The organism is Bacillus sp. NPDC094106 (assembly GCF_044764345.1).
Lineage (GTDB): Bacteria > Bacillota > Bacilli > Bacillales > Bacillaceae_G > Bacillus_A.
Genome location: NZ_JBIWHY010000014.1, coordinates 28,611 through 45,184, shown reverse-complemented (window position 1 = coordinate 45,184; position 16,574 = coordinate 28,611). Strand labels below are relative to the sequence as shown.

16 protein-coding genes and 1 pseudogene are annotated in these 16,574 nt (G+C 36.8%); 8 read left to right on the top strand and 9 right to left on the bottom strand.

Annotated elements, in window-relative coordinates:
* Window positions 1-93 precede the first annotated feature (93 nt).
* A complete protein-coding gene (locus ACIQ7L_RS19535; RefSeq protein ID WP_400571086.1) occupies window positions 94-276 on the top strand; it encodes a YjzD family protein in 183 nt (60 codons plus the stop codon).
* A gap of 36 nt (window positions 277-312) precedes the next feature.
* On the opposite strand, the gene clpB is transcribed toward ACIQ7L_RS19535, so the two are convergent.
* Together clpB and ACIQ7L_RS19525 are read right to left on the bottom strand one after the other, a co-directional pair.
* On the bottom strand, window positions 313-2,913 hold the full coding sequence (gene clpB / locus ACIQ7L_RS19530) for an ATP-dependent chaperone ClpB (RefSeq protein WP_400571085.1): 2,601 nt from the start codon (window positions 2,911-2,913) through the stop codon (window positions 313-315).
* Window positions 2,914-3,119: 206 nt separating this feature from the next.
* Window positions 3,120-3,299 (bottom strand): YjzC family protein, encoded by a 180-nt coding sequence (locus ACIQ7L_RS19525; protein WP_026590465.1) that lies wholly within the window; start codon window positions 3,297-3,299, stop codon window positions 3,120-3,122.
* A gap of 495 nt (window positions 3,300-3,794) precedes the next feature.
* Between ACIQ7L_RS19525 and ACIQ7L_RS19520 the strand changes: the two genes are divergently transcribed.
* From ACIQ7L_RS19520 to ACIQ7L_RS19510, 3 genes are all read left to right on the top strand, one after another.
* Window positions 3,795-4,604 (top strand): Cof-type HAD-IIB family hydrolase, encoded by an 810-nt coding sequence (locus ACIQ7L_RS19520; RefSeq protein ID WP_400571084.1) that lies wholly within the window; start codon window positions 3,795-3,797, stop codon window positions 4,602-4,604.
* Between the two features lie 99 nt (window positions 4,605-4,703).
* Window positions 4,704-4,844, top strand: a complete 141-nt coding sequence (locus tag ACIQ7L_RS19515; protein ID WP_097895457.1) for a competence protein — start codon at window positions 4,704-4,706, stop codon at window positions 4,842-4,844.
* Window positions 4,845-5,042: a DUF3813 domain-containing protein gene (locus ACIQ7L_RS19510; RefSeq protein WP_097895459.1), complete on the top strand. Its 198-nt coding sequence runs from the start codon at window positions 4,845-4,847 to the stop codon at window positions 5,040-5,042.
* 26 nt (window positions 5,043-5,068) lie between these two features.
* Here ACIQ7L_RS19510 and ACIQ7L_RS19505 read toward each other — a convergent pair whose 3' ends face one another.
* Window positions 5,069-5,926: a YitT family protein gene (locus tag ACIQ7L_RS19505; RefSeq protein ID WP_097895460.1), complete on the bottom strand. Its 858-nt coding sequence runs from the start codon at window positions 5,924-5,926 to the stop codon at window positions 5,069-5,071.
* Window positions 5,927-6,033: 107 nt separating this feature from the next.
* Between ACIQ7L_RS19505 and ACIQ7L_RS19500 the strand changes: the two genes are divergently transcribed.
* Window positions 6,034-6,165: a DUF3941 domain-containing protein gene (locus ACIQ7L_RS19500; protein ID WP_097895462.1), complete on the top strand. Its 132-nt coding sequence runs from the start codon at window positions 6,034-6,036 to the stop codon at window positions 6,163-6,165.
* 127 nt (window positions 6,166-6,292) lie between these two features.
* Window positions 6,293-7,150: a peptidylprolyl isomerase PrsA gene (gene prsA, locus ACIQ7L_RS19495; RefSeq protein ID WP_400571083.1), complete on the top strand. Its 858-nt coding sequence runs from the start codon at window positions 6,293-6,295 to the stop codon at window positions 7,148-7,150.
* 169 nt (window positions 7,151-7,319) lie between these two features.
* On the opposite strand, the gene ACIQ7L_RS19490 is transcribed toward prsA, so the two are convergent.
* Window positions 7,320-8,186, bottom strand: a complete 867-nt coding sequence (locus ACIQ7L_RS19490) for a CvfB family protein (protein WP_400571082.1) — start codon at window positions 8,184-8,186, stop codon at window positions 7,320-7,322.
* Between the two features lie 143 nt (window positions 8,187-8,329).
* On the opposite strand from ACIQ7L_RS19490, the gene ACIQ7L_RS19485 reads away from it, so the two are divergent.
* Window positions 8,330-8,821: a YajQ family cyclic di-GMP-binding protein gene (locus ACIQ7L_RS19485; protein WP_335359591.1), complete on the top strand. Its 492-nt coding sequence runs from the start codon at window positions 8,330-8,332 to the stop codon at window positions 8,819-8,821.
* Between the two features lie 51 nt (window positions 8,822-8,872).
* Here the strand turns inward: ACIQ7L_RS19485 and ACIQ7L_RS19480 are convergent, their stop codons facing one another.
* Window positions 8,873-10,189, bottom strand: a complete 1,317-nt coding sequence (locus tag ACIQ7L_RS19480) for an alpha-amylase family glycosyl hydrolase (protein WP_400571081.1) — start codon at window positions 10,187-10,189, stop codon at window positions 8,873-8,875.
* A 261-nt stretch (window positions 10,190-10,450) separates the two neighbouring features.
* On the opposite strand from ACIQ7L_RS19480, the gene ACIQ7L_RS19475 reads away from it, so the two are divergent.
* A complete protein-coding gene (locus tag ACIQ7L_RS19475; protein WP_400571080.1) occupies window positions 10,451-11,686 on the top strand; it encodes an ammonium transporter in 1,236 nt (411 codons plus the stop codon).
* 345 nt (window positions 11,687-12,031) lie between these two features.
* Here ACIQ7L_RS19475 and ACIQ7L_RS19470 read toward each other — a convergent pair whose 3' ends face one another.
* The 4 genes and pseudogenes from ACIQ7L_RS19470 to hemH form a co-directional block, all read right to left on the bottom strand.
* Entirely contained in the window at window positions 12,032-12,673 is a 642-nt protein-coding gene (locus ACIQ7L_RS19470; RefSeq protein ID WP_400571079.1) for a helix-turn-helix domain-containing protein, read from the bottom strand.
* Between the two features lie 490 nt (window positions 12,674-13,163).
* Window positions 13,164-13,385 (bottom strand): annotated as a pseudogene (locus tag ACIQ7L_RS19465) (sporulation membrane protein YtaF); the annotation flags it as partial.
* 624 nt (window positions 13,386-14,009) lie between these two features.
* Window positions 14,010-15,476 carry a catalase gene (locus ACIQ7L_RS19460; RefSeq protein ID WP_400571078.1) on the bottom strand — a complete coding sequence of 489 codons (1,467 nt, stop codon included), beginning with the start codon at window positions 15,474-15,476 and terminating at the stop codon, window positions 14,010-14,012.
* 33 nt (window positions 15,477-15,509) lie between these two features.
* Window positions 15,510-16,493, bottom strand: a complete 984-nt coding sequence (hemH, locus tag ACIQ7L_RS19455; RefSeq protein ID WP_400571077.1) for a ferrochelatase — start codon at window positions 16,491-16,493, stop codon at window positions 15,510-15,512.
* Window positions 16,494-16,574: the final 81 nt, after the last annotated feature.

Sequence of the window (16,574 nt, the reverse complement as noted above, 5' to 3'; positions counted from 1 at the left end):
ATTTGCTTTGAAAAATCTACAAATATTTTTTCTATATTCTTTTTTCAATTGTGTTACAATAAGGACAGATTGAACGAATAGGGGTGTGAAAAGATGCGTGTAATTTGGGCCTTTATTTGGTCGTTCCTGCTTGTACATATGATGAGTTATGTAATTAGCTCTATGACTGGCGGTATATACGATTTTAAACAAGCGTCTATTTTCTCAGTTGTTCTTGCAGTTCTTGTAATGGCAATTGCAGCAGCAATTCCAAACGAACCAGTAGAACAACACTAATAAAAAAAGAGTCCGGATTCAATCCGAACTCTTTTTTTACTCTACATGAACAATTAGTTCATTATTCTCTACATCGACAACTACATGACTATTATCAGTAATTGTTCCTGCAATTAATTCTCTTGCTAGTTTTGTCTCAATTTGACGCTGTACATATCTTTTTAACGGACGCGCTCCATACATCGGATCGAATCCAGATTCTACAACAAATTCTTTTGCAGATTCCGTTAATTCCACTGATATATGACGATCTACTAAACGTCCTTGCAATTCTTTTACAATTTTATCAACAATTCCTTTAATTTCATTTGTTGTAAGTGGTTTAAATAAAATAATTTCATCCACACGGTTTAAAAACTCTGGGCGAAAATGTCCTCTAAGATTTCCCATAACAAGCTCTCTCGACTCTTCTTTAATAGAGCCATCTTCTTGTAAACCTTCTAATAAATATTCTGACCCAATATTTGATGTCATAATAATAACTGTATTCTTAAAGTCCACTGTCCGTCCTTGCGAATCTGTAATGCGTCCATCATCTAACATTTGTAATAAAATATTGAATACTTCTGGATGCGCTTTTTCAATTTCATCTAATAAAATAACAGAATATGGTTTACGACGAACCGCTTCTGTTAATTGTCCGCCTTCCTCATAACCTACATATCCAGGAGGAGCCCCAATTAGACGCGATACAGCATGTTTTTCCATGTACTCAGACATATCAATACGTATCATTTGTTCTTCACTATCAAATAAAGATTGCGCTAATGTTTTGGCAAGTTCTGTTTTCCCAACACCTGTAGGTCCTAAAAAAATGAACGAACCGATTGGACGATTCGGATCTTTAATGCCCGCGCGCGCACGAAGCACCGCATCTGCCACAAGATTGACCGCTTCCTCTTGTCCAATGACACGCTCTGATAAAATTTGTTCTAAACGAAGTAATTTTTCACGTTCTCCCTCAACAAGTTTTGCAACTGGAATTCCCGTCCAACGTGAAACAATATTGGCAATCTCTTCTTCACTTACTTCTTCACGTAATAGACGATTTTCCTGTCCATTATGCGCTCCCGCTTCTTCCGCTTCTCTTAACTCTTTTTCCACTGCTGGAATTTTCCCATGGCGAAGCTCTGCTGCCTTATTTAAATCATAATTTCCTTCTGCTTCTTCTAATTCACGGCGCAGACGCTCTAAGTTTTCACGCAAATCACGAACTTTATGAATTTCTTCTTTTTCTTGCTGCCACTGCGCACGCATTCCACTTGCAACTTCTTTCAAATCGGATAATTCCCGTTGTAATGTCTTTAATCGTTCTTGACTACCGCGATCCGTTTCTTTTCCAAGGGCAGCTTCCTCAATTTCTAACTGCATAATACGGCGCGTTACTTCATCTAATTCTGTTGGCATCGAATCGATTTCTGTTCGAATGGTTGCACACGCTTCATCAACAAGGTCAATTGCTTTATCTGGTAAAAAGCGATCGGATATATATCGATCTGATAATACAGACGCTGCTACAATAGCGCGGTCATGAATATTTACACCGTGATAAATTTCAAAACGCTCTTTTAAACCACGTAAAATAGAAATCGTATCCTCCACAGTCGGTTCTTCTGCTAATACTTGCTGGAAACGACGTTCTAGCGCTGGGTCCTTCTCAATATATTTTCGATACTCATCTAAAGTAGTCGCCCCAATACAATGAAGTTCACCGCGCGCAAGCATCGGTTTTAACATATTCCCTGCATCCATCGCACCTTCTGTTTTACCCGCACCAACAATCGTATGAAGCTCATCAATGAATAAAAGAATACGTCCTTCACTTTTTTTAATTTCATTTAATACAGCTTGCAAACGTTCTTCAAATTCCCCGCGGAATTTTGCACCAGCTACAAGCGCACTCATATCTAAAGCAAAGATTGTTCTATCTTTTAACCCTTCTGGTACATCTCTTCTTACAATTCTCTGAGCTAATCCTTCAACAATCGCCGTTTTACCAACGCCAGGTTCTCCGATTAAAACAGGATTATTTTTCGTCTTACGTGAAAGAATACGAATGACACGGCGAATTTCACTATCACGACCAATTACAGGATCAATTTTCCCTTGTTTTACTTCCGCTACTAAATCACGGCCATATTTCTCTAAAGCTTCATATGTTACTTCTGGATTTTGACTAGTCACTCTTTGATTCCCCCGAACTGCCATTAAAGACTGTAATAATGTATCTTTTGTAATATGGAACTTTGTAAATAGATGATGTATATCACCTTTTTCTTCGCAAAAAGCATGCAATACATGTTCCACTGAAATATAATCATCTTGTAACTTTTTCGCTTCAGACTCCGCTCTCACAAGCAGTTGCTGTAAGGCGCTCGTCACATATAATTTTCCCGCTTCTGCTCCGCTTCCAGTTACAGAAGGCTTCTTCTTAATTAAACTTTCTACGCCTTTCGTTAGCTCTTCTATATTGACATTCATTTTTTGAAAAATACGTACTGCTAATCCATCTTGCTGCTCTAATAATGCGAGTAACAGATGAACAGTGTCCACCTCTTGATGATGATGAGATACCGCTAAAGATTGGGCACTCATAATCGCTTCTTGTGTTTTTGTTGTCATTTGATTTAAGTCCATCTTTAAAGCCCTCCAAATGTTTGACTTTCTTTGACCTTTAATTTGATTATACGCCAATTGTCTTTTTTGTACAATGAATTTGATTATGAATTTCAGACTTAGTTTTTGAAAAAGTGCATCGAACATACATCCAATCAATCTTCACGAAATCTCTCCATTTCCGACTCTCTAATTAAAAAAAGCCGCAATATAAATTGCGGCCTTTCTTATGGTTTTCTCTTATATGTCCACTGGCGATTTTGGTTCGAATTTTCAGGAAATCTTTCACCAGCAGTTAATTTTACCATTTGAGGATCTTTCACCATACTTCCAGTTTCCCCAATCTCTACGTAGATTCCATCATTTGGTGCTTTCTGTCCAGAACGAAACCTGCGATTTTGTCCCATTCTCATTCTCCTTCCATGACATCTTTACACCAATAGTATATCCATTTTCAAAAAAAGCTTTTCTGTCATGTTTAGGAAACAAAGAACATCTTGTATGATCCTACATATATATAAATTTACATAATAAAGCAGGAAAAAAAGTAACATTTGTTGAAAAAAAAGAAACCGACCTATTCTGGGCCAGTTCCAAAGGAGAGTCAAACATATACGAGAAGATTACATGTTCATTATAAGTCTCATTACCGCGGTAATGTAACCCTTTTCACAAATTGTACAAAATGAAAGAAACATTATTTGAACTTTCTAAAAAATCATTGACTTTTCTGATTTCCAATGAGAAATGGTAGACACTCACCTGTTTCTCGACGTAAGATGAATATATAAAGAACCTTCCATTCTTGGATGTTTCTCTATACGCTTTCCAACCTCTTATTTCTGCATATTAAAAACGGAAATACAGATAGAAACAAAAAAATTTTCATAAGAGGTGAAAACATGAAAAAACAACATTTAATCGCATTAGACTTAGATGGCACTTTACTAACAGACGATAAAGTTATTTCAGTACGAACAAAGCAAACAATCGAAAAAGCAAAAGAACAAGGACATGTTGTTGTCATTTCAACAGGACGTCCATTTCGTGCTAGCCACACTTATTATAAAGAACTTGGTTTGAACACACCTATCGTTAATTTTAATGGTGCTTATGTTCATCACCCACTTGATGCAAATTGGGGAACGCATCATTCACCTCTCGAACTTTCAACTGCTCAAGAGATTGTTCGAGCTTGCTTTGATTTTGGAGTGAAAAACATCTATGCTGAAGTTATGGATGATGTATATGTCCGCGAAATTGACGAAGATAAAAAACATATTTTTGAATTTGGTTCTCCAAATATTTTCACAGGAGATTTATTAAATATTTTACAAGATCATCCAACATGTTTACTCATCGATGCACTGGATGAGCAATCAATTGCTATTCGGAATCATTTAACAGATATGCATGCTGAAGTCATTGATCACCGAAAATGGGGAGCTCCTTGGCCAATTATTGAAATTGTTAAAAGTGGTCTCAACAAAGCAATCGGACTTCAAAAAATTTCTAGTCATTATAACATTCCAAGGGAGCGAATTATCGCCTTTGGTGACGAGGATAATGATTTTGAGATGATTGAATATGCAGGTCACGGCATCGCAATGGGAAATGCTATCCCTGAATTAAAATCATTAGCAAATCATACAACATTAACAAACGAAGAAGACGGCATCGCTCTTTATTTACATGAGGTGCTTGGATTGTAAGCTAAAAATTCCCTACTTATAGTTTGACCCAAAACGTTCATACTATAATCAGACACAGCAATGTGTCAGTTGTTTTCTGCTAAAAAGGGGGAATTACGAATGGGTAAAAAGAACAAATCAAAACGTTTCACCCAACAAGGGGCTGATGCTGTTAAGATGCATGCTGCAAGATTCCCGCACCGCAGTACATTAGCTGAGGCAGAAAAAGAACGAAACAACTCTTCTCTTGGAGGGGTTTAAATGGGGAACTTATTATTCCAGCAGGCGCGAGATGCTGTTTCGAACGCCATTTCTTGTTCAAGTGGCCAAGAACAACAAGAACTCGTCTATCGGGCAAAGAACGCTTTGCGGTCTGCTTATGCAAATTCTTCCACTGCTGAGAAAGTGCAATTACGTGAAATGCAACAGCAACTACAGAGCGTTACTAGCGCACATTAAAACAAGAGGACCAAACTTGGTCCTCTTTAATCTTTTCTAAACAGTCCAAATACCCCAACGGTTTGGACTACATTTGTAAATGCTCCTGGGTCCACTTGTTTAATAATTCTTTCTAATTCATATAGTTCATAACGAGTAATCACAATCATTAGCATTTCTTTATTTTCATTTGTATAAGCACCTGTTGCTGGTACAGTTGTAATTCCTCGCACTAACCGTGCTTGAATCGCCTTTCGTACATCCACACCATTTGTCGTAACGATAAATGCTGTAATTTTCACATGACGTGTATGGATTGCATCAATAATCCGTGAAGATACATACAACGTGACTAATGTGTACAACGCTTTTTCCCATCCATACACATAACCAGCAGCAATAATAATGATTGCATTAAAGAAGAAGAAATACGTTCCCACAGGTTTATCTTTTACCTTTGACAAAATCATTGCAATGATATCTAAACCACCTGTAGAAGCACCCCATTTTAAAGCAATCCCTACCCCAATCGCGGAAATGAGACCACCAAAAATAGCATTTAATATAATATCATGTGAAACGGCCTTTACTGGTATAATTTCTAAAAATAGTGTCATAAATACAACACATAAAAAACTAAATAAAGTAAACCCTTTTCCGACCTTTTTCCACGCTAAAATAACAACTGGAATATTAAATAAAGCAAAAAGAACCCCTGTTGATATATGTATCGATGCAAAATCACTTAATACTTGCGAGAGCAACTGAGACAATCCCGCAAAACCACTTGCATATACCTTTGCTGGCGTTAAAAATAAATTCATTCCAATGGCATTTAATAAACCTGCAATGATAACAACAATCAATTTCTTCGTTAATTCAGCATAATTTAATTTAAAGTCCATATCTCATCCGCCTTTATAGATTATGAGTTCATCACTACCAGTATACATAGTCTTTACGAAAACGGAAATGATAAACATGCAACCATTTAGAAATGGAGTTGATACGCATGCCACACACAAGCGATAACGACAAAAAAGCACGTGATAATAACGCAAAGCGTGCTCAAAAAAATGAACAGGAACAAAAGAATATTCAGCAAGGAAAACGTGCATATTCAAAAAAAACAAATCACATTTAGCCCCCTAGTACATCAACAAAATTGTTGATGTACTTTTTACATTTTACAGGAAAAAACATCTCGAATTCACTTCGTGTTCACTTCTCTATTTTACAATAGCAATAACATATTTAGATGAGGTGCTAGTATGAAAGGAAAACAATTATTGATTGTGACAGCAACCATTGGGACGTTAATGCTGTCTGCTTGCGGAACAACAAGTAGTTCCGAAGTCATCGCAACATCGAAAGCTTCAACTATTACAAAAGGTGATTTTGATAAGCAATTAAAAGATCGTTACGGAAAAGATATGCTGTACGAAATGATGGCACAAGATATCATCACAAAAAAATATAAAGTATCTGATGATGAGGTTAATAAAGAATTCAAAAAAGCGAAAGATCAATACGGTGACCAATTCAACTTAGTACTAGAAAGTAATCGCTTAAAAAATGAAGACGACTTTAAAAATCAAATTAGATTCAAACTCGCAATGAATAAAGCAATCAAGCAAAGTATTACAGAAAAAGATATAAAAGATCATTACAAACCTGAAATTAAAGCAAGTGATATTTTAGTAAATGACGAAAAAACCGCAAATGAAATTAAGAAAAAACTTGACGAAGGTGCTTCCTTTGAAGAATTAGCAAAACAAGAGTCTCTAGATCCAGTTTCGAAAGATAAAGGCGGGGATCTTGGATACTTCGGACCAGGTAAAATGGCGCCTGAATTTGAAGACGCTGCTTATAAACTAAATGTTGGCGAAATTAGCGCTCCTGTCAAAACGTCACAAGGCTACCATATTATTAAACTTACTGATAAAAAACCATTGAAACCTTATGATGAAGTAAAAGATTCTATTCGTAAAGACCTAGAAGAACAACGTTTAGCAGATAATACAACAGGTCAAAAAATATTACTAGATGAATTACAGAAAGCTGATATTAAAGTGAAAGATAGCGATTTAAAAGATACATTCTCCCGCCTTTCAGGACAGCAGAAATAGAGTGAAACTTTAATCAGCAGGGGCATTAGTTGAACCAATCGAGCTTTTACAGGCAGTTTATTCCCTACCTATTTTCCTCGCTTTTCTCTAAATCTTAAGGTGGGGGATATTACTGCCCGTTAATGCGGGATAAAAAAAACCGAACAAGCATGCAGCTTGTTCGGTTTTTTTATTTTTTGAAGTACGTCCAGCCCTCTTCTTGATAAATCTTCTCTTCTTTCATCATTTTACCAAGCGCACGCTTAAACGCAGCCTTACTCATATTGAAACGCTCCTTAATATCTTCCGGATGGCTCTTATCCCAAAACGGCATCGCTCCGCCACGGCTCTCCATATACTCATAGATCACCGCAGCATCGTCTTCCATCCCCTCTTCTTTACGCGGAAGAAGTGAGATATTAATTGTGCCATCATCTTTTACATCAATAATACGACCTGTTACACGCTCACCAATACGAACCTGTTCTTTTCTTTCTGTGTGGTGTAAGAAGGCACGGAAATGTTCATCCGTCAATACAAACGAACCTACTTGAAGAGAGCGATACACACGTCCATTTACATTTTTATTACGCATAGATGGCGTTGCATCAACGATGATTTCTTGCATATCTGAATCCCTTGCCGGAAGAGCAATAAGACGACCACGATTTGTTAATTTCAATGTACAATACAATTCGTCGTCCTCTTCAGGCCAAACCGGTGTATAAATCGGAAACTCATCAGCCGGAATTAATATATCTTTTGAAACACCAATATCAACAAACACACCTAGATCAGGTTTTACTTCTACAACTTTTACCCAGTTCCAGTCACTTGTTGTAATAAGCGGTGTTTTCATCGTTGCTGCAATTCGCTCTTTATGGTCAAGGTATAAAAATACGTCAATCGTATCGCCTTCTTCAATTTCCCCCGCTACTTCATTTTTATGTAGAAATACCTCTTCATAACCATCCTCATCATCAAATCCGACCATATATCCAATTTCCGTTTCTCGTAAAACAGTTACCTGCTCAATCGCTCCTGGTTGTAAATACATATATTTTAATTCCCTTCTATATATAAAGTTATATTTTTATCATTCCAAAGAAAGCTTCATTATAACACGATTTTTCCTTTATTTGTCCAACTGCCCAAAATTAACTATAATAAGAGGTGGAATTTAATTTGGAGGTGCTAACTATGGCAAAAGACAGTTCTTTTGACATCGTTTCAAAAGTAGAATTACCTGAAGTTACAAATGCTATTAACATCGCATTAAAAGAAATTCAAAATCGCTATGACTTTAAAGGAAGTAAAAGTGATATTAAATTAGAAAAAGAAGTACTTGTTTTAACTTCTGATGATGAATTTAAATTAGAACAAGTAAAAGACGTTCTCATTTCCAAACTTGTGAAACGTAACGTTCCAATTAAAAACTTAGACTACGGAAAAGTCGAAAGCGCATCTGGCAACACAGTACGCCAACGCGCAACGCTGCAACAAGGTATCGATAAAGATAACGCTAAGAAAATCAATAACATTATTAAAGAGTTAAAGTTAAAAGTGAAAACACAAGTTCAAGATGACCAAGTACGTGTAACAGCGAAAAGCCGCGATGACTTACAAGCAGTAATCGCAGCAGTTCGTAGTGCTGATTTACCAATTGACGTACAATTCATCAACTATCGCTAAAAAGAAAACCCTCTATCATGAGGGTTTTTTCTTTTCATAACCATACTATTTTCAAGATTTTTTCTGCTTCTTTACAGCAATTAAAAAAGCAAGGAACAAAACATTTACTAAGACTAACAAAGATATAAACACCCAATTTATCCCTGTTTGTTCCCCAACTTTATACACATTCGCTTCTTCCCGTTTCAACACAAGATAATACTTACCATCCTCTTCTCTTATAATTTCATCTTCCAACAGCCCTCTTAATTCCTGGTTCTCTCCAATACTACTAGCTGAAAGTGCAACCTTTTGCGTCTCTTTTGTATTATTTATCGCAACGAGCGTTACTTCATCTTTATATGTTCTTTTCAGTACGCTCATCCCATTTTTATCGTACAACAGTTCAAATGTACCACGACGTAAAGACGGCAGCTTTTTCCTTAATTCTCCTAATTTCATTACATACTGTAAAAACTTCTCATCTGTTTTAAAATCCATTAAGCGGCGATTATCAGGTGTCTCCCCGCCATCAAGCGCAATCTCTGTTCCGTAATACACAATCGGCACCCCTGGAGATGTGTATAAGTAAGCAAGTGCTAACTTCAAACGTGCTGGTGGATAGTACGCATTTTCTTTTGCAATACGCACAAATCGCTTTGTCTCTTGATTATCTACAAATGTACCTCTTACTTCATCCCCCTCTATTAAACTTGCATCATACAACGGTTTAATAGAGATACCAGGTTCCGAAAATACATCTGTGATTTGCTTATAATGCTTATTATGTATACCTTCTGCTTCATTCGTCATCATGAGAAAGTCTTTTTTTATTTCTTGTACATTTTGTTTTACCTCATTCAGCGAGGCACGAGACAGTTTCTCACTATGTATAAGATAGCTGCCATCTAAGTTTACTTCTTTTATCCACCACTTCATCGAATCAATCATTTGTTGCGGTTCTTCTCCAACAACAAATTGAAATATTACTTTCATTCCCCTTTTATGAGCTTCTTGTACAAGCTGTTTCACATCTTGCAGTGAGCCAAAATGTTCATTTACTTTTCGCTGGTCACCTATACCAGTTCCATCATATGTTTTACTTTCAAAAAGAGGCGAAAGCATAACAGCGGTAAATCCCATCCCCTTTATATAATCAAGCCTCTTAATAATTCCCTGTATATCTCCCCCTTGATACGCCTCTAAATTTCCCACATCAAGTTGTTTATCATTTTTCGCATCTCCATTATTAAAACGATCAATCATGATAGAATAAATCACTTCATCTTGCCATTCCCTTTCCTCTTTCGCAAAGGTATGTATAGGCACTAAAAAAACGACTACCAGACAAAAACAAATACACACTCCCCTATTCCATATCTTCTTCACACAGATCCACCAACTTTTTTAATTATAAGAATAGTATATCAATTTCCTGGAGCAACCGTATATATCCTTCATTTATTTACTTACACTATATTCACAGTTAACAATTATCATCTTTCATTCTTAAAAATAACTCATGTTAGATTTCATTACATAAAAATTAAAATTTTCTAAAAATTACATTGATTTCTTTCCTATTTTTGAATATGATATAAAAAATAACACTAGTTGTAACATTTTATAACATAACAGGAGGGAAAAAGAATGAATATGGGAGATACGGTTTTTATATTTTTAGCAACGGTAATGGTGATGATTATGACACCAGGCCTGGCACTGTTTTACGGTGGAATGGTTCGCAGTAAAAACGTACTGAGCACAACGATGCATAGTTATAGCGCAATGGCGATTGTTTCCGTCCAATGGATCTTTATCGGCTATTCTTTATCATTCGGACCCGATTGGAACGGGATCATCGGTACACTTGATTGGTTTGGTCTACAAGGCGTAACTTACGCACCAAATCCGGATTACTCCGCTACTATTCCTCACAATTTATTTATGATGTTTCAACTCATGTTTGCAATCTTAACTCCAGCTTTAATTTCAGGTGCATTTGCTGAAAGAATGCGATTTTCCGCTTTTCTTATTTTCATTCTTCTTTGGACGACGATTGTTTATAACCCTGTTGCGCACTGGGTATGGGGCGTCGGCGGCTGGCTGAAAGAGCTCGGCGCATTAGATTTCGCTGGCGGTAATGTCGTTCATATTACGTCCGGTGTTGCCGGTCTTGTATTAGCAATTTTCCTTGGAAAACGAAAAGACATAAGAGGTTCATCTCCTCATCACCTTCCCTTTACCATTTTAGGCGCTGGCTTACTATGGTTTGGATGGTTTGGGTTTAACGTCGGCAGTGCCCTTTCACTAAACAATGTAGCCTTAACTGCATTTATTAATACAAATACAGCAGCCGCAGCTTCTGCCTTAACTTGGATCTTGACTGAGTGGTTCTTCCAATCCAAACCGACCGTCATGGGAGCAGCTTGCGGTGCAGTATCAGGTCTTGTCGCGATTACACCCGCTTGCGGATTCGTCACTCCATTCTCCTCCCTTCTCATCGGGGCTATCGGCGGGGTATTATGCTTCGGAGCTATCTTCTTTTTAAAACATAAACTTGGATATGACGATGCCCTTGACGCATTTGGATGTCATGGTATCGGCGGAACATGGGGCGGTGTTGCAACCGGACTCTTTGCAACAACTTCCGTAAATAGTGATGGAGCCAATGGATTATTTTACGGAAACGCTGTACTCCTCTTCAAACAACTCGTAGCAATCGGTGCAACATATACCTTCACAATCATCATGACGTACGCAATTATTAAAGTTATCAACTTCTTTCTTCCCGTCCGCGTACATGAGCATGAAGAAGAAATAGGACTGGATATTTCCATGCACGGGGAGAAAGCTTATGAGTATACGGAAAGGTCAGCAAACTAAAACTTATGAACATACGAAAAAGGCGTACTTCACTTCAAAATAGAGTACACCTTTTTCTCATATTCAAAATAAAATACAAAAACACGAATATTCCAAACTATCGGTATATAAATATCTTTATCTGTTTTTATTGATTTATCTATATATATCCATTTTGGTTTTTCAGCATATAAGTCACGGCTATGAAGAACAAAAAGTGACCGCTACTTATTTGCTCTCTTTGTTTTCACTTGGCATGGGGCAGGAAAAGGATCTAACCGCTTCTATGCATGAGCGGACTCTCTCTCCCACCTAAAAAGAAAGGTTTTATGTCAATTTTTCAATTTGTACTTATATATAAACATCTTATTTTTTCAATAGTAAATTTAAAACAATTTGCACAGCGACAGCATCATCTAAATAACCGATGGGAAAAACATAATCTGGAATCACATCGACTGCTAAAATAAAATATATAAGTGCACTTCCCATCAAAGCGAGTTCCCCGCGGGTCCCCTTCTTCTTAATAAATTTCTCATACAAATCCTTCAAATCACTAATAAACGGTCCGATACCACTTACCTTCTGAATCTTCTCTTCAAACCCCTTTAAAATTGTTTCTTTTCCCTCTTCTGTTTGTGAATATTGTTCATAATTAGCCAATTGCTGCTTGACATTAGCTATACTAAACTTTTGATCATATAGCTGAGAGGATTCGAGTAAATGTTGAATGTTGTCAATGGATACGTGAATATCAGATTGTTTCTCCTGTTTTGTTTCAATCGAATAACCTGCCGCTACAAATAAATCCGCAATAGGAATGCCAAGACAGTCCGCAAATTTTTGTAAGTGTTTTGGATTTGCTTTTCGCTTACCATTTATGATCATTGAAATCGTAGCAGTATCAATTCCAGTAAGCGTACTAAGTTTTCGCATCGACAAAGACTGTTCCTTCAGCAATTCTTTTAACAACAAGCCAAGATTACTTTTTTCAGTTCCTTCAGACATATTCGATTCCCCTTTATTCATGAGAATTATCATAGTTGTCAAACGAGAGATAACTACAACCTATATACACTCAATATTAACAAATTCTATTATCTAGTTACAAGGTAGGGATTTATATTTAATAGCACCTATATACATCAATTAAAAAACCGACATAAAACCACTCTTTTTAGGTGGGAGAGAGCATCTAGCCATGCATAGAAGCGGTCAGGGCCTGTTTCTGCCACATGCGAAGTAAAAACAGAAAGAGCAAATGGGTATAGATTACTTTTTACCCCGCATTAACGGGCAGTAATACTCCCACCTCAAAATTCGGCGAAAGCAAAGAAGTAAGGTAGGAGATAAACTGCCCGTAAAAGCCCGATTGGTGAGGGCTAATAATCAGTGGGGGATGAAGAAAACCCCCACTGATTAAAGTTTCACTTTATTCTGCATAGCAGGGATTTAGATGTCGAAAAATTAAAATGGATTTATATATGTTTGCGTTTTGCAAACATATTCCTTCCCAAACTGTTATGAAACTGCCAATCGCCGCCGCAACGCATACCGCTATCGGGTTCAAACCAAATAAACCAGCCCCTAATCCATTCGTTAATGCATTAGCCGAAAGACCAACTCCAAGAAAAATAGATTCTACAAATCCAATCTTCCCAGATTTACCTATATTTTTCGTTAGGCCATTTATTTCCGTTGAAGCTACTTCATTTTCAGCTCCTTCAACAGCAATTTATTGCTTATTCGTTGAGTTTTTGTTGAGAATTTATTTTGTTTTTTTGCAAATCACAAACTAAGACATGCACTTTTACAGAAAGGTTTTAATATACTAAAAGAAAATCTACAAGGAGTGAGTTTTATGAGTTTATCCTACTGGAAATACATCATAATCAATCATCTTACCTCGAATTTCCGAACTCTTTTATTAAATATAGTTGTCGCAATTTTAGGCGAAATAGTACTATTTCTTCTTCTAACTTTTACACCAAAAAGATTTCATAAATTTTTTGTTTAACGTACCCGATTCTAAAAAAATTCTGTCTAAATAAGATGATTTTCAACACAATCTACTCAACAAGGAGGCATTATACTTTTAATCGTTTATCTTATATATTATTATGTTGCATTATTTTATACATATACGAATTTAATCTTACACATATCAATCACCGTATTTCTTTTTGTTCACGCTCAATATGATAAGAAACATTACTTTCTTTCATATATCGCAACATATCGACATACCTACAAAATTCGGCATACATGCGCACAAAATAGCAAAAAAGACGACCGTAATCAGTCGTCTTTTCTTATTGAGAATAAAAGAGAATTGGAAATGTAATTATTTTGTAGGATTTCCTACATACGCTGAAATATCAACGTTTAATGCTTCTGCTAAACGCATACCATACTCACGGTCTGCACGGAAAAAGTTACAGATTGCAAGTAATTTTGTTTGTTCATGTACATCTTTTAAGTCGTTTGTTAAGTTGGCAATTAAGTTATCTTGTTCTTCTTTAGAGTATGAACGGTAACGTTCACCAGCTTGCTGGAAGTCGTTTGGTTTATCAATTTTTTCACGAGATACATAACCTTCAAGCTTCATAGTTGAATCACGGTAAGCAGAATCTTCAACTGGATTTTCAGCATGACGACTTGGCTCGTAGTTAATTGTTGATGGGTTTTGATTGATCTGCATTGCACCATCACGTTGTTGATTACGAACAGCTGCATATGGGCAGTTTACAGGGATTTGTAAGTAGTTCGCACCAAGGCGGTAACGCTGTGTATCTGGGTAAGAGAATAAACGACCTTGTAATAACTTATCTTCAGACGGTTCAACGCCAGGTACAGTCGCACTTGGAGAGAACGCCGCTTGTTCTACTTCCGCAAAGAAGTTTTGCGGATTACGATTTAACGTCATTGTCCCTACTTCCATTAACGGGAAACGATCTTCCGGCCATACTTTTGTTGGATCTAATGGATCGAAGTCTAAAGAATCCATTTCATCTAATTGCATCATTTGTACGTGTAAATCCCACTTTGGATAGTTTCCGTTTGCAATTGCATCGAATAGATCACGAGTTGCATGGTTAAAATCTTTTCCTTGTACTTGTTCTGCTTCTTTCGCACTTAAGTTACGCACACCTTGCTGTGGTTTCCAATGATATTTAATATAAACGATTTTTCCTTCAGCATTAATCCATTTGAATGTATGAACACCGAACCCTTCCATTTGACGGTAGTTTGCAGGTGTACCGTAATCAGAGAATACCCACGTCAGCATGTGTGTAGACTCTGGGGATAGTGTCATGAAATCCCAGTAACGATCTGGTGTTTGAATATTTGTATCCGGTGCTGGTTTTAAAGAGTGCACCATATCAGGGAATTTAATTGCATCACGAATGAAGAAAACAGGTAAATGGTTACCTACGATATCATAATTTCCTTCTTCTGTATAAAACTTAACAGCGAAACCACGTGGATCACGAGCTGTTTCAGGGGAACCTTGACCATGAATAACCGTTGAGAAACGAACGAATACAGGCGTTTCTGTTCCCTCATTTTGTAAAAATGCTGCTTTTGTATATTTCTTCATGCTATTTTTCGTTACGAAAACACCATGAGCACCTGCACCACGTGCATGTACAACGCGCTCTGGAATACGTTCACGATCAAAATGAGCAAGTTTTTCTACTAAATGATAATCTTCCAATAATACCGGTCCACGGCGACCAGCTGTACGAGAATTTTGGTTGTCTCCTACTGGAGCACCTTGGTTTGTTGTTAAGCGATTATTTGGATTCATCAAGTGGGACCTCCTATTTTTTAACAATAATAATTACTTATTTAAAATAATTATAATTTGATTATTATTTAAATTTACTTTTTTGTCAATCATTTTATTTGCTTTTTTGGAAACAATTTCTGCTAAACAATCAATGAATGATTCCTCTGCATTTGGCATAGCTGGTCTGAAATATGCTACACCTAATTCATCTGTCACAGCTTTGCATTCATAATCGTTGTCATACAGCACTTCTAAATGCTCAGCCACAAATCCAACCGGGCAATACACGAAATATTCATAACCATGCTTTTCATACAAATCTCTCGTTAAATCTTGCACATCTGGTCCGATCCATGGATCTGGTGTATTTCCAGCACTTTGCCAGCCTATTGTATAATTTTGAATACTTGCTGCCTCAGCAATTAAATCTGCCGTATGCTGCAGTTGCTCCACATAAGGATCACCAGCAGCAATAATTTTCTCGGGTAAACTATGCGCAGAAAAAATGACAACCGTTTTCTCTTGATCTGTAATTCTAGTAAATGTTTCTTCTATTTTTTCTGCCCAGTAATCAATAAATTTCGGTTCATCATACCACTGTTCGATCGGTTCGATAACAGGACCGTTTATTTTTTTAGACATGCGCATTGCACGCTCATTGTATGCCTTAATACTAAAAGTCGAATAGTGAGGCGCTAGCACAATACTAATCGCTTCCTCAATCCCATCTCGTTTCATTTCTTCTACCGCATCTTCAATAAACGGCGCGATATGTTTTAAACCTAAATAACAAACAAATTCATAATTTGAAAAACGGCTATTCAGTTCCTCCGTTAATTTATTAGCTTGCTTCTTTGTAATTTGCGCAAGCGGTGAAATACCACCAATTGCTTTATAACGTCCAATTAAATCATCAAGTGCTTCTTGAGACGGCTTACGCCCGTGACGAATATGTGTATAATACGCCTCTACATCCTCTAGTGACTCAGGCGTCCCATACGCCATCACAAGTAAACCCATCTTCTTCTTTATCATCTATAGAACACCTCAGTTTCAGAAATGAGAATCTTTTTCAATAACATTCGTTCTCAAGTATAACAAGTAATAATCAGTACG

Coding starts and splice junctions, on each gene's coding strand:
- ACIQ7L_RS19490 (WP_400571082.1), bottom strand. CDS start 8,186: ATGTATTTACAACCAGGAGCGATTGAGCAGGTAACTGTTTTACGAGAA.
- prsA (WP_400571083.1), top strand. CDS start 6,293: ATGAAAGGAAAACAATTATTGATTGTGACAGCAACCATTGGGACGTTA.
- ACIQ7L_RS19520 (WP_400571084.1), top strand. CDS start 3,795: ATGAAAAAACAACATTTAATCGCATTAGACTTAGATGGCACTTTACTA.
- ACIQ7L_RS19515 (WP_097895457.1), top strand. CDS start 4,704: ATGGGTAAAAAGAACAAATCAAAACGTTTCACCCAACAAGGGGCTGAT.
- ACIQ7L_RS19510 (WP_097895459.1), top strand. CDS start 4,845: ATGGGGAACTTATTATTCCAGCAGGCGCGAGATGCTGTTTCGAACGCC.
- ACIQ7L_RS19535 (WP_400571086.1), top strand. CDS start 94: ATGCGTGTAATTTGGGCCTTTATTTGGTCGTTCCTGCTTGTACATATG.
- ACIQ7L_RS19470 (WP_400571079.1), bottom strand. CDS start 12,673: ATGTCTGAAGGAACTGAAAAAAGTAATCTTGGCTTGTTGTTAAAAGAA.
- clpB (WP_400571085.1), bottom strand. CDS start 2,913: ATGGACTTAAATCAAATGACAACAAAAACACAAGAAGCGATTATGAGT.
- ACIQ7L_RS19485 (WP_335359591.1), top strand. CDS start 8,330: ATGGCAAAAGACAGTTCTTTTGACATCGTTTCAAAAGTAGAATTACCT.
- ACIQ7L_RS19525 (WP_026590465.1), bottom strand. CDS start 3,299: ATGGGACAAAATCGCAGGTTTCGTTCTGGACAGAAAGCACCAAATGAT.
- ACIQ7L_RS19500 (WP_097895462.1), top strand. CDS start 6,034: ATGCCACACACAAGCGATAACGACAAAAAAGCACGTGATAATAACGCA.
- ACIQ7L_RS19460 (WP_400571078.1), bottom strand. CDS start 15,476: ATGAATCCAAATAATCGCTTAACAACAAACCAAGGTGCTCCAGTAGGA.
- ACIQ7L_RS19475 (WP_400571080.1), top strand. CDS start 10,451: ATGAATATGGGAGATACGGTTTTTATATTTTTAGCAACGGTAATGGTG.
- hemH (WP_400571077.1), bottom strand. CDS start 16,493: ATGATAAAGAAGAAGATGGGTTTACTTGTGATGGCGTATGGGACGCCT.
- ACIQ7L_RS19505 (WP_097895460.1), bottom strand. CDS start 5,926: ATGGACTTTAAATTAAATTATGCTGAATTAACGAAGAAATTGATTGTT.